The following is a 13,814-nucleotide window of genomic DNA, read 5'->3' as shown; positions in this document are numbered from 1 at the left end:
ATTTTAGGTGCCAGGCACCATAGTGGAGCATAAATGTCCCACCATGGTGCCTGGCACCTGATTGTATTTTTACTTATACTCTGAAAATACATCTAATTCATCACTATCTACATCTTCTGATTTGACATAGGTCATAGCTCTAAATGTATCTAAAGAAGTTATTACTTGAATGTTTCTCTCTACGGCTGTTCTTCTTATATGAAATCCATCTCTTCTAGAATCATTCCCTTTAGTTGGTGTATTTATGACTAAATCCACCTCTTCATTTTTTATAACATCTATTATATTAGGATTTTCTTCATTCATCTTTCTAACTTCTTTAACTTCAATTCCATTATCTCTTAAAAGTTTTGCCGTATTTCGAGTAGCCATAAATTTTATTCCCATCTTGTAAATCTCTTTAGCTATAGGTAAAAATTCTTGTTTATCATGATCTCCTATAGTAGCAAGCATTACTCCGTTTTTCATATTAGAAAACATTCCTGCAGCTAAAAATCCTTTATAAAGTGCTCCTGTAAGAGTATTTGAAACACCTAGTACTTCTCCAGTTGATCTCATTTCAGGTCCAAGTGATACTTCTACATTTGGAAGTTTCTGTGTAGAAAATACAGGCACCTTAACTGCCACTATATTGGGTTCTTTTGAAATTCCAACTCCATACCCAATATTCTTTAGTTTTTCACCCAAAGTTACTCTAGTTGCAATATCAACTATAGGTACACCGCTCACCTTGCTTATATATGGAACTGTCCTTGAAGCCCTTGGATTTACTTCTATTACATACAGATTTCCCTTATACTCTATAAACTGAATGTTAATCATACCTTTTATTCCGATTCCAGTTGCAAGTTTTTCGGTATAATCTAATATTTTTTTCTTCATTTCATCACTTATATTCTGACTAGGATACATAGTTATACTATCACCAGAGTGTATACCAGCCCTTTCAAGATGCTCCATAATTCCAGGTATAAGCACATCTTCTCCATCACAAATTGCATCTACTTCTATTTCTCTTCCCATCAGATACTTATCTATTAATATAGGATTTTTCCTATCTTTCTTAAAAGCCATGGATAAGTAGTAAGTAAGTTCTTTATCATCGTAAGTTATTTCCATTCCTTGACCACCAAGTACATAGGACGGCCTTACAAGTACAGGGAATTCTAATCTTCTTGCTTCTTCCAATCCTTCTTCTACAGACCAAACACCTTTTCCCTTAGGTCTGCTTATATTTAGTCTTTCCAAAAGATCATCAAACTTTTCTCTGTCTTCTGCCTCATCTATCTGATCCGCTGTTGTACCCAAAGTAACTATATTTTTTTCCTTTAAAAATTCTGCTAATTTTATGGCAGTTTCTCCACCAAATTGAAGTATTACACCATAAGGTTTTTCCTTATCTATTATGCTTAGTACATCTTCTTCAGTTATAGGTTCAAAATACAATTTATCTGAAATATCAAAATCTGTACTTACAGTTTCAGGATTGTTGTTTACTATAATAGTTTCTATATTTAACTTTCTAAGAGTCTTTATACAGTGAACAGAAGCATAGTCAAATTCTATTCCCTGGCCTATTCTTATAGGTCCTGAGCCTATTACAATAACTTTCTTTTTATCTGAAACCTCAACTTCGTCATATTGTTCATAAGTAGAATAATAATAAGGTGATAGGGCTTCAAATTCTCCCCCACAGGTATCTACCATTTTATAAGCAGGAGTTATACTCCATATATTTCTAAGCTTATATACTTCTTCTGGAGATACTCGGAGCATATCTGCTATTCCCTTATCTGAAAATCCCTTTTTCTTAAGCAAAGTTAGCCACTCTTTATCCATATTGGAAATATCACTGGACTTTAATTTTTCTTCTTCATCTATTATCCACTGAAATTTCTTTATAAAGAATATATCTATTCCTGTAATCTCAGCTAATTTTTCAATTCTATATTTTCTCCTAATCATTTCTGCCATTGCAAATATTCTTTCATCATCAGGATATGCTATTCTTTCTTTAAGTTCTTTCATGGTGAAGTCTTTAAATTTTTTATACTCCAAGGAATAAGCCCCTATTTCAAGAGATCTCACACCTTTTAAAAATGCAGCTTCAAAGTTACTACCTATTGCCATTATTTCACCTGTAGCCATCATTTTTGTGCCAAGTTCCCTATCTGCATTGTGGAATTTGTCAAAAGGCCACTTAGGAATTTTTACTACTACATAGTCAAGAGATGGCTCGAAACAAGCATAAGTCTTTTTAGTAACTGCATTTTTTATTTCATCTAGGCCATATCCAAGAGCTATTTTAGCTGCAACCTTTGCAATAGGATATCCAGTAGCCTTTGATGCCAAAGCTGAAGAACGACTTACCCTTGGATTTATCTCTATAACTGCATATTCAAAAGATTTTGGATTAAGTGCCAGCTGAACATTGCATCCGCCTTCTATTCCAACCTCATTTATTATATTAATAGAAGCAGTTCTAAGCATTTGATATTCCTTATCAGATAATGTCTGGCTAGGGGCTACTACTATACTGTCTCCTGTATGAATTCCAACAGGATCTACATTTTCCATATTACATACAGTTATACAGTTTCCAAAGCTGTCTCTCATAACTTCATATTCGATTTCCTTCCAGCCTTTTATACTTCTTTCAAGAAGTACTTGACCTATGGAACTAAGTTCTAGTCCCGATTCCAGTATGGTCTCCAGCTGTTCTTCATTTTCAGCTATTCCGCCGCCTGTTCCACCTAAGGTATAAGCAGGCCTTACTATAACAGGATAACCTATTCTGTTTGCAAATTTTTTACCGCTTTCCATATCCGTTATTATTTCACTTTCCACAACAGGCTGATTTATTTTATTCATAGTATCTCTAAAAAGTTCTCTATCTTCACCTTTTTTTATAGCTTCTATTGCGGTACCTATTATATTCACGTTATATTTTTCAAGTATTTTCTTTTCATATAATTCCACTGTCAAATTTAATGCAGTCTGTCCACCCATACCTGCTAAAAGACTGTCAGGTCTTTCTTTTTTTATAACTTTTTCTACAAATTCAACCGTAAGAGGTTCAATATAAACTTTATCCGCAACCTCCCTATCTGTCATTATAGTTGCCGGATTACTATTTATAAGTACAACTTCTAACCCCTCTTCCCTAAGAGATTCACAAGCCTGAGTTCCAGAATAATCAAACTCTGCTGCCTGACCTATAATTATAGGGCCAGATCCTATTACTAATATTTTTTTAATATTTTTATTTAAAGGCATAAAAACCTATCTCCCTTCTACTCAATGCACAATTCACAATTCATAATTTTCATCTATAGAATTTACAACTTAAAGACAACTTGTGTGCAAGCATATCTTTAAGTTAAGAATTAATAATGAATAGTGAATGAAGATTTTCTGAAGTGTTAGCTGAAGAAAATCATCCATAACTATTAATTCTTAACTCTTAATTTTTAATTATATTTTATCAATTAACAGTAAAATATCCGGATTACAAGTTAACTTTCAAACTAGAAACTCTATATTTTAAAGTGAGTATTTCATAAATTCATCAAATATATAGTTGTTGTCTTCCGGTCCCGGACATGCTTCCGGATGAAATTGTATTGAGAATATAGGAAGACTTTTATGTTTCATTCCTTCTATAGTTCCATCGTTTAAACTTACATGAGTTATTTCCATATCTTCAGGCAGTCTGTTCACATAATAGCCGTGATTTTGAGAAGTTATATGCACTTTACCGCTTATAAGATCTTTTACAGGATGGTTGCATCCTCTGTGACCAAATTTGAGTTTAGCTGTGCTCCCCCCAAGGGCTAATGCCAAAAGCTGATGTCCAAGACATATTCCTGTAATAGGTTTTTTGCCTATAAGCTTTTTTATATTTTCAATTTCACAGGTAAGATCATCTGGATCTCCCGGACCATTTGATAAGAATATCAAATCTGGATCAATTTCAAGTACATCTTCTGCTTTAGTATTTGAAGGAAATATAGTTACCTTACATCCTCTATCTGCAAATGCTTTTATCATGGTTTTTTTAATTCCAAAATCCAAAATAGCAATATTTTTTTTGCCTTCACCTACAATATATTTTTCCTCTGTACTCACCTTAGATACTGCATTTTTATTGGAAAAAGACTTAATTTTATCTTCTACAGAGACAAAGTCTAGATTTTCTATAGTTATAATTCCCTTCATAGTACCATTTGTTCTTAGCATTTTTGTAAGTGCTCTCGTGTCGATTCCAGAAAGTCCTACAATTTTATTCGTTTTAAGGTAATCACAAAGTTCAAGTTCAGATCTAAAATTACTGGAATAGCTGCATAACTCTCTTACAATAAATCCCTTTACCTTTGGGTTGGATGATTCCATGTCTTCCAGATTAATTCCATAATTTCCTATAAGGGGATAAGTCATCGTTACTATCTGACCATAATAGGATGGGTCTGTAAGTATTTCTTCATATCCTGTCATTCCAGTATTAAATACCACTTCACCTACACTATCTTTCAAATACCCAAAAGCTTCTCCTTGAAAGATACTTCCATTTTCTAATATAAGTTTTGCTTTCATACTATACCTCCTGCATTTTTACTAGTAAAAATACACCTATCCATCTTAAAAAACAAAAAAGGCAATAAAAAAATTATTTTAAAAAACAATTTTTCTATTGCCAAAGTTTTCATATTCAAATACAAAACTATTCATTTTTTTTAGGATATAAAAAAGCTTACCCATCACATACCTCTTTCTGGCCTCACAGGACCAATTTAAAGTGTATTTTTCACTTAAATTCTAACCTTTATTCTAATTAAAATATGGCCATATGTCAAGTATCAAAAAATGTATTTTTTAAATTATCACTTGGAATAATATTCTTGAAAATGAAAATAAACAGGTATATAATAAAAACTGTTAATACACGAACAGTTTTTATGCAAATAATATCTATATTAACCATTAAAGGAGGTTGTATATGAAAAAAGCTATTTTATTTAGCCTGGCTGCAGCAATATTTTTGACAGGCTGCGGTTCTACAAACACTACGAGTAAAAATATTAAAAACATCAATCAAAATACCAGTGATCAATTTTTAATGGGAGGAAAAATTTCAACAAATGAACAAGCAAATATAACTTCAAAAGTTTCAGCAAAGGTTTCTGAAATATCCGTTGACTTGGGTTCAAAAACAAATGAAGGCGACGTACTTATTAAACTAGATACAAAAGATCTTCAAGGACAAGTTGATCAAGCCCAAGCAGCTTTAAATACCGCAAATGCAAATTTAACTAATACCCAAAATAGCACCCGTCCTGAACAAGTCGCTGAAGCTCAATCCTCTGTAAGCAGTGCTTCTCAAAGTTATGAAACAGTAAAAAAGAACTATGACCGTGTACAGGCTTTAGTAAATGCAGGAGCAGCAACTCAGCAGGAACTGGATTCAGCCAATCAGCAGCTTGCTACAGCAGATTCACAGTATAAAACTGCCCAAGAGCAACTTGCTATGCTACAAAATGGCCCCACAAAATCATCTATAGATGTTTACAAAGCACAGGTAATCCAGGCTCAAGCAGCTTTAAAAACTGCACAGACATCCTTAAGCAATGCTATTATTACGGCACCTATTTCCGGAGTAGTAAATACCAGAAATGTCAATGTAGGAGATACAGTATCCCCTGGTGCAACACTTCTTTCTATAATAAATTCCAGCAACCTCTATGTAAATGCCTATGCACCTTTAGATATTGTAAGTCAAATTAAAGAAGGACAAGAAGTAGCTGTAAAAGTATCTGAAATACCAGACAAACAATTTAAGGGTAGAATAGCCGTTATAAATTCTAATTTAAATTCTGAAAGCAGAGACATTTTAGTTAAAGTAAGCCTAACAGATAAAGATTCACAGCTAAAACCCGGTATGTTTGCTGAGATTGGACTTGAAAAATAGAGAAAGAAGGTATTTCAAATATGAAACAAAAACGAAAAATATTGATTGTAGGAATATTAGTAATAATCGCAGTCGCACTCAGTAGTATAGGATTTTATTATTGGTATGAAAACACCTACTATGTTTCAACAGACGATGCAAAAGTAGATGCAGACCTAGTCAACGTAACTCCACAAATCAGTGGTAAATTGCTAGAACTCAATGTAGATGAAGGAGATATTGTTATTAAAAATCAAATATTAGCCCGTCAAGAAATGTCAGACCTATCTGACTCAAAGGTAGATCAATCTTTAATACGATCACCTATAAATGGCATAATTATTAAAAAGCAGGGAACCATCGGTGAAATTTGGTCTCCTGGTCAAACCCTAGCTACTTTAATAGATCCAAATAAACTTTATATAACTGCTGACATAGAAGAAACAAAGCTTGGAAAAATAAGAGTTGGACAGCCAGTTAGCATTACTATAGATGAGTATGGGTCTCAAAAATTTACCGGTAAAGTAAAATCTGTAGGAGAAGCAGCCCAATCTGCACTATCTATTATACCAACTACTACCAGTGGTACATTTACAAAAGTAGTTCAGAGAATACCTATAAAAATTTCTCTAGACAAATTTAACAACAAAATACTTCCAGGTACCAATGCCGTTGTTAAAATTCGCATAAAGTAATGGGGTGATATAATGGAAGAAAACAACAATGAATCTATATACAGCTGGCTAGCATTAATTGTTGTAGTAATAGGAACTTTTATGTCCATACTTGACAGTAGTATAGTTAATATCGCTATTCCAAAGATGATGGCAGTCTTTGGAGTATCAATGGATGATTCAAAATGGATACTGACATCATATACCCTAGCTCTTGGTGCAATTATACCTCTTACGGGATATCTTCAGGAAGTTTTCGGATCTAAAAAAATATATATGTTTGCACTTGCAATGTTCACTTTGGGCTCCATGCTATGTGGATTTGCCTGGAACAATACATCTATGATAGTATTTCGTATTATACAAGCTTTAGGTGGCGGCATGATAATGCCTGTAGGTATGTCCATAATATATGAAATATTTCCTAGAGATAAAATAGGCCTAGCCCTTGGAATTTGGGGGATAGCTTCCATGGCAGCACCTTCCATAGGACCTACTTTAGGTGGATATATTATTCAAAATATGAACTGGAGACTTATTTTCAATATCAATGTTCCCATAGGTATACTAGGTGTAATTTTAGCTGGAATTTTACTAAAGGATCCTAAAAAAGTTACATTTAAATCTTTTGATGTAATAGGATTTTTATCTTCTACAATTGGAGTAGTAAGCATTTTATATGTACTTGGGGAATGGACTTCAATTGACTGGAGCAAAGTACAATACCCGCTGCTTTTGACTTTAGGATGTCTGAGTCTTATACTATTTATAGTAAATGAACTTACCCACCCGCAGCCACTTTTAGACCTCACTGTATTTAAATTATTTGATTTTAGTGTATGTCAAATAATAATCTGCGTTTTGACTATGGCACTTATGGGTGGAGTATACGTGCTACCCTTATTCCTCCAAAATATAAGAGGATATACAGCAATGGAAACAGGTCTAATCATGCTGCCTGCTGCACTTGTAGTTGGAATACTAATGCCTGTAAGTGGTAACTTGTTTGATAAAATTGGTGCCAAGCCCTTAGTTATACCTGGGCTTATAATACTAGCCTTAAGTTCCTATCATCTTTCAGTTTTAATAAATATGAATTCCACTAGAGAAATGATAACTTTTATTCTATGTGTAAGGTCAATTGGGCTAGGATTTACAATGATGCCAATTAATACTGCAGGAATGAATGTAGTACCACAAAACTTGATTGGAAAAGCATCTGCTCTCTCCAGTACCATAAGACAAATAGCAAGTTCCCTCAGCGTAACAATAATGTCCGCCATAATACAAAGCAAAACTAACTACAATTATTTAAAACTATCTGAGCAAATAAATGTCTACAATAAACCCGCTAATGATACGATAAATATACTTACGAAATCATATATGCAAGAAGGCCTACCCCAAGGCACAGCTAAAGCCTCTGCATTATCTACGTTAAGTAAATTGCTTCAAGGACAGGCTACCATAGACGCTATGGCTTATGCAGTTGCTATTACTTCTATTATAGTAATTGTCACTATAGTCTTAACTTTAATGATGAAAAGTAAAAAAACAGAGAAAGGAGCTGAGCACAATACCAACACAAAAGAACTTGCCACCACAAAATGATGACTTAATATTAGAGCAATCGGATAAAATAATTAATCTTTTTAAAATTATCCATAAAATTATTGGTCATAAATTCAGAGAAATTGCAGGACAATTTGGTTTTACGGCACCTCAACTGGCAGTTGTAGTTCATCTGTATAAAAAACCTGGTATGACATTAAATGAGTTGAGCAATCATTTAATGCTTGCAAAGAGTACAGTATCTGGTATAGTAAACCGTCTGGTAAATCAGGGTGTTGTAACCCGAGAGATACCTGAAAGCAACAGAAGAATTGTAAAACTATCTATATCTGAAGAATTTAAGAAAGTTAATGATATATTAGACATAAAGCAAACTTTAATTTCCAACTGTATATCCGATACTATAAGAAATATGGATAGCAAATCAGTAGATCAATTTATTCATGCATTAGAACATTACAAATCACTATTAGAAGATATTAAATAAAAGGGAAAATACTTCAGCAAAACTTGCTTACTGCTGTCGTGTTTTCCCTTTACCTTTCTCTTCATCCTTATAAACAGAGTTCTTGGTTTCAGGTGAAGTTTTTTTCTCCATCTGAAACTTATTAACAGGATTCTTAGTGCTTTATCACTTAGAAGGCGTTATCCTTTAGGGGAAATCGTTATCCAGGGGCGTAGCAGCCGTTATGCACAGCATAAGAACTCTAAATCGCTGAAGCTCAATAGTTCTAATATTCCCCACTTTATAAGAAAAGCAGATATCCCAAATCTTTGATTTGGCAATAGTCGCTTTCGCTGTGTGCGATGGGGGTATTACGGCTGGTAGCCATCGGATAAACAGAGTTCTTAGCATCAGATGGAGTTAAAACTCCACCTGATGCTAAGAATCACTTGATTGAAATCACAAGTGCTATCAATTATTATACATAATAAATGCCCATGCTGCGTAGTATTTAATAGATATAATAAAAAGGAGAGGAGAATATGAACTTTAAGGATATAATTGAAAAAGACAGGGAAATAAGAAAAAAGCATGAGTTTAAAGGAACTTTTCTAGAGTACTTAGAAATTGTAAAAAAGAACCCTAAAATCGTAAAATTATCTCATAGAAGAATGTATGATATTATAATGAATAAAGGTTATGAAGTTTTAAAGCCTGAAGAAAATCCAAGAATAAAAAAATTATATGGAAATGAACCAATTAGAAGGTATAACTTTTTCAAAGATGACTTTTTTGGAATTGACAAAGTCATAATGAAACTAGTTAACTATTTCCACTCTGCAGCAATGATGGGAGAAGAATCAAGACAGGTGCTTTACCTAGTAGGTCCTGTAGGAGCTGGTAAATCATCTTTAGTAGAATCAATTAAAAAAGCCCTTGAAACCTCAGAACCTATTTATACTCTTGAAGGATGTCCTATGAGAGAAGAGCCTCTGCACCTTATACCAAAACATTTAAAAGGAAGTTTTGAGAAAGCACTCGGTGTAGAAATTGAAGGTGATTTATGTCCTGTTTGTAAATATAGGCTAAAGCATGATTACGGCGGCGAATATGAAAAATTTCCTGTAACTACTACTGACTTTTCCATACGATCAAGAAAAGGCATTGGAGTAGTACCCCCAGTTGATCCTAATAACCAAGATACATCCGTACTCACAGGTTCCATTGATATATCAAAGATGGATATGTACCCTGAAGATGATCCTAGAATATTCTCGCTAAATGGTGCTTTCAACGTAGGTAATAGAGGGCTTGTAGAATTTATTGAAGTTTTTAAAAATGATGTGGAATATCTTCACACAATAATTACAGCTACCCAGGAAAAATCAGTTCCATCTCCAGGTAAGGGTTCAATGATTTATTTTGATGGAATTATTCTAGCACATTCCAATGAATCTGAATGGAACAAATTTAAATCTGACCATACTAACGAAGCAATACTAGATAGAATAGTAAAAATTGAAGTTCCTTACTGCATGGAATTAAATGAAGAAATTAAAATATATAAAAAAATACTTGGCAAGAGTCAATTTAATGCACATATAGCACCCCACACCATAGAAATAGCAGCAATGTTCGCAATTCTATCCAGACTTTCACCTTCCAACAAGGTAGATCCTATGACAAAATTAAAAATTTACAATGGAGAAGATATCGTTGAAAAAGGCACAACTAAAAAAATTGACTTTTCAGAATTAAAAGAGGAAGCAGGTTCTAGAGAAGGAATGACAGGAATTTCCACTAGGTTTATAGTAAAAGCCTTAGATAGTGCACTTTCAAACTCAGAATACAACTGTATAAATCCTCTTAGCGTAATAGAAAGCTTAACAAAAGCAGTTAAAGATTTGGATATAGCTGAAGATGATAAACAAAGATATTTAACTTTTATAAAAGATACCATTAGAAAAGAATACAACAAAGTATTGGAAAAAGAAATAACCAGAGCTTTTATTCACAGTTTTAAAGAACAGGCAGAAAGTCTTTTTGATAATTACCTAGATCATGCAGAAGCTTATGTAAATAAAAATAAAATTAAAGATCAATCTACTGGAGAAGAATTAGAACCAGATGAGACTTTCATGAGATCTATAGAAGAACATATTGGCATCTCCGAAAATTCTGCAAAAGGATTTAGAACAGATGTAACTTCATATATGTTCTACGTTATAAGAAATGGAGGAAAAATCAGCTATACTTCCTACGAACCTCTTAAAGAAGCTATTGAGAAAAAACTCACTGCATCTGTAAAAGAACTATCCAGAGTTATAACTAAGTCAAAAGTAAGGGGCAAGGAACAAAACGAAAAATATAATTCCATGGTTGAGGAAATGAAGGCAGATGGATATTGTAACCACTGCTGTGACGTTATTTTAAAATACGCTGCCAACAACCTATGGAAGGATTGATATTATGGCTATTTTTAGAGAATTTGATCCAAGGGATCACCATGATAGATCCTTAGAAGATAGAAGGCGCCACAAGCAATTAGTAGAGAAATCCATAAAGGATAATCTTGCAGATATAATATCAGAAGAAAGCATTATAGGTCAGAGTAAAGATAAGAAAATTAAAATTCCCATAAAGGGCATTAAAGAATATCACTTTATATATGGAGACAACAGTCCCCAAGTTGGAAGTGGAAATGGATCTCAAAAAAGAGGAGATAAAATTGGAAGATCCCTAGCGAAAAATGGAGGCAAAGGCAAAGGCGGTGCAGGTAACGAAGAAGGGGAAGATATGTACGAAACGGAAATTACCTTAGAAGAACTTATGAATTACCTTCTTGAAGATATGGAGCTACCTTTGATGGACAAAAAAAAATTTTCAGAACTACTGTCTAAAAAATCCTTAAAAAAAGCAGGATATCAAAGAAATGGAATAAATCCAAGGCTCGCTAAGAAAAGAACTGTTATAGAAAAGCTAAAAAGACAGCAAAACTCTAAACGAGATATTAGAGAAGCTTCCAAAGACCCACTGTTTAAAAATAAAATTATTTCTAAAGATATAGACTCAAGATTTCCTTTCAGGCAGGAAGATTTAAGATACTTCAGGATAAAAGAGAAAAAAAAGCGTGAATTAAATGCTGCTGTTATATGCGTAATGGATACCTCAGGTTCCATGGATAGCACAAGAAAATTCTTAGCTAGATCCTTTTTCTTTATTCTGTATCAATTTGTAAAAGCTAAATACAATAATGTTGAAATTAAATTTATTTCTCACTCCACTAAAGCAAAAGTAGTTACTGAAAATGAATTTTTCCACAAAGTAGAATCTGGTGGAACCTATATATCCAGCGGATTAAATAAAGCTCTTGAAGTAATTGAAGAAAATTATAATCCTGCTTACTGGAACGTATATACCTTTTATGTAAGTGACGGTGACAATTGGGATGAAGACAACGAACGTGCTTTAAAAGCTGCCAAAGATTTATGTGAAGTCTGCAATCTTTTTAGCTATGCAGAAATCATACCCAGCTATTTTGGAAGTAATATAAAAAACATTTTCCGTCGAGGAATAGATAAAAATAACTTTTCTACTGTAACTATTAATGAGAAGCAAGACTTATGGATATCCCTTAAAAAAATATTGAAAAAAGAACTGGAAGGAAGGTGATTTTTCTGGAATATACAGGTACAGATTTAGAAAAATGGTGTGACATTATAGAAGATGCATCTAAAAAATCAGGACTTGACTTTTATCCTCAAGAATTTGAAATTGTAAGTTATACAGACATGATAGGATACGAAGCCTATCTGGGAATGCCTGCTAGATACCCTCACTGGAGTTTTGGCAAATCCTATGATAGGACAAAATCACTTTACAAATATAACCTTACAGGACTTCCTTATGAAATGGTAATAAACTCAAATCCCTGTCTTGCTTATTTGATGAAGGACAATACACTGTTACTGCAAATTCTAACAATGGCTCATGTATACGGACATAATGATTTCTTTAAAAATAACAGATTGTTTAAAGAGGGTACTAAAGCATCCTATACTCTTGAAATGTTTAAAAATGACGCAGATATGATAAGAGAATATATAAATGACCCAAGCATCGGGTATGAAGGAGTAGAAAAAATTTTAAATGCCGCTCATTCCATAAGATTTCAAACAAATAGGGCTATAGGATTAAAAAAAACAGAAGAAGAATCAAAAGAAGACTTACTAAACTTTATTATAAATCACAGTGACTTAGAAGAATGGCAAAAAAATGTTTTATATGTAGTAAAAAAAGAAACTGCATATTTTATACCTCAGGTTGAAACAAAGATTATGAATGAAGGTTGGGCAAGTTACTGGCACTACAAGACCTTAAATAGACTGGACCTTTCGCCTTCACTTCACATTGAATTCATTAAAAGACATAATGATGTAATTACACCTATTATGGGAGGAATTAACCCCTATTATATTGGCTTTAAAATATTTGAAGACTTAGATAAAAGATACGGACAAAATAAAATATTTGAAGTAAGATCACTGGAAAGAGATGCCTCTTTTATTAGAAGATACTTAACAAAAGAGCTGTGTTATGAACTAAATTTATTTGAATATGCAAAACAACGCAGTGACTACGTAATAAAAGAAATTCCTGATGAAAAAGGATGGATTGAAATCAGGAATACCCTATGCAATAATTGTGGTATGGGTTCCATTCCCAATATTGTCGTTGATGATATTTTAAAAAAGGACAATACCCTCGTATTAAAACATATTTACGATGGGAGAGAATTAAATTCAAATTATATGGAAGCTACTTTAAAATGCATTTATGAATTGTGGGGATATCCCGTGAAATTAAATACCAAAATAAGCAAAGAAGATATAGAAGTATGCTGCAGCGAGCCTACTACTATTACTTATAAAACTTTAAGATGTGATTAATATAGGGTTTCTAACTAAAATATTAACTTATACAGAATAATTAAAATTCTTCTCCAAATACTAAATGTACGGAGAAAGGAGTTTTAATTATGGGAAGAAAATTATTTGAAATAGAATCACTGTATGATTATAAAATTGAAGATTTAATTGAGCTAAAAAACACTACGAATTCTAAATTTACTAGATTAGTATTAGCTGTGGTTACTATGAGATATCGAGGATGCTCAAAT

General features: G+C 33.0%; 9 protein-coding genes. 7 read left to right on the top strand and 2 right to left on the bottom strand.

Annotated elements, in window-relative coordinates; genetic code table 11:
* Window positions 1-69 precede the first annotated feature (69 nt).
* Together carB and CLRAG_RS18780 are read right to left on the bottom strand one after the other, a co-directional pair.
* Window positions 70-3,276: a carbamoyl-phosphate synthase large subunit gene (gene carB / locus CLRAG_RS18785; protein WP_065079796.1), complete on the bottom strand. Its 3,207-nt coding sequence runs from the start codon at window positions 3,274-3,276 to the stop codon at window positions 70-72.
* 267 nt (window positions 3,277-3,543) lie between these two features.
* Complete coding sequence (locus tag CLRAG_RS18780; RefSeq protein ID WP_065079795.1) at window positions 3,544-4,593, bottom strand: carbamoyl phosphate synthase small subunit; 1,050 nt, start codon at window positions 4,591-4,593, stop codon at window positions 3,544-3,546.
* A 403-nt stretch (window positions 4,594-4,996) separates the two neighbouring features.
* Here CLRAG_RS18780 and CLRAG_RS18775 point away from each other — a divergent pair, with 403 nt between their 5' ends.
* The 7 genes from CLRAG_RS18775 (at window position 4,997) to CLRAG_RS18745 (ending at window position 13,584) form a co-directional block, all read left to right on the top strand.
* Window positions 4,997-5,965, top strand: coding sequence for an HlyD family secretion protein (locus CLRAG_RS18775; protein ID WP_065079794.1), 969 nt, complete (start codon window positions 4,997-4,999; stop codon window positions 5,963-5,965).
* Window positions 5,966-5,985: 20 nt separating this feature from the next.
* On the top strand, window positions 5,986-6,639 hold the full coding sequence (locus CLRAG_RS18770; protein ID WP_065079793.1) for an HlyD family secretion protein: 654 nt from the start codon (window positions 5,986-5,988) through the stop codon (window positions 6,637-6,639).
* Window positions 6,640-6,651: 12 nt separating this feature from the next.
* The gene (locus tag CLRAG_RS18765; RefSeq protein WP_065079792.1) at window positions 6,652-8,229 is read left to right on the top strand and encodes a DHA2 family efflux MFS transporter permease subunit; all 1,578 of its coding nucleotides are present in this window, start codon (window positions 6,652-6,654) and stop codon (window positions 8,227-8,229) included.
* The gene (locus CLRAG_RS18760) at window positions 8,213-8,677 is read left to right on the top strand and encodes a MarR family winged helix-turn-helix transcriptional regulator (RefSeq protein ID WP_242872181.1); all 465 of its coding nucleotides are present in this window, start codon (window positions 8,213-8,215) and stop codon (window positions 8,675-8,677) included. Before CLRAG_RS18765 ends, CLRAG_RS18760 begins: the two co-directional genes overlap by 17 nt.
* A 500-nt stretch (window positions 8,678-9,177) precedes the next feature.
* On the top strand, window positions 9,178-11,100 hold the full coding sequence (locus tag CLRAG_RS18755; RefSeq protein ID WP_065079790.1) for a PrkA family serine protein kinase: 1,923 nt from the start codon (window positions 9,178-9,180) through the stop codon (window positions 11,098-11,100).
* 4 nt (window positions 11,101-11,104) lie between these two features.
* Entirely contained in the window at window positions 11,105-12,307 is a 1,203-nt protein-coding gene (gene yhbH, locus CLRAG_RS18750) for a sporulation protein YhbH (RefSeq protein WP_065079789.1), read from the top strand.
* A 5-nt stretch (window positions 12,308-12,312) separates the two neighbouring features.
* Complete coding sequence (locus tag CLRAG_RS18745) at window positions 12,313-13,584, top strand: SpoVR family protein (protein ID WP_065079905.1); 1,272 nt, start codon at window positions 12,313-12,315, stop codon at window positions 13,582-13,584.
* Window positions 13,585-13,814: the final 230 nt, after the last annotated feature.

It is taken from the genome of Clostridium ragsdalei P11 (assembly GCF_001675165.1).
In the GTDB taxonomy this organism is placed as follows: domain Bacteria; phylum Bacillota; class Clostridia; order Clostridiales; family Clostridiaceae; genus Clostridium_B; species Clostridium_B ragsdalei.
This window is presented reverse-complemented; position numbering and strand designations above follow the sequence as displayed.

Bases quoted from the DNA above. Each gene is read 5' to 3' on its own strand.
- carB (WP_065079796.1), bottom strand. From the start codon at position 3,276: ATGCCTTTAAATAAAAATATTAAAAAAATATTAGTAATAGGATCTGGC.
- CLRAG_RS18780 (WP_065079795.1), bottom strand. From the start codon at position 4,593: ATGAAAGCAAAACTTATATTAGAAAATGGAAGTATCTTTCAAGGAGAA.
- CLRAG_RS18775 (WP_065079794.1), top strand. From the start codon at position 4,997: ATGAAAAAAGCTATTTTATTTAGCCTGGCTGCAGCAATATTTTTGACA.
- CLRAG_RS18770 (WP_065079793.1), top strand. From the start codon at position 5,986: ATGAAACAAAAACGAAAAATATTGATTGTAGGAATATTAGTAATAATC.
- CLRAG_RS18765 (WP_065079792.1), top strand. From the start codon at position 6,652: ATGGAAGAAAACAACAATGAATCTATATACAGCTGGCTAGCATTAATT.
- CLRAG_RS18755 (WP_065079790.1), top strand. From the start codon at position 9,178: ATGAACTTTAAGGATATAATTGAAAAAGACAGGGAAATAAGAAAAAAG.
- yhbH (WP_065079789.1), top strand. From the start codon at position 11,105: ATGGCTATTTTTAGAGAATTTGATCCAAGGGATCACCATGATAGATCC.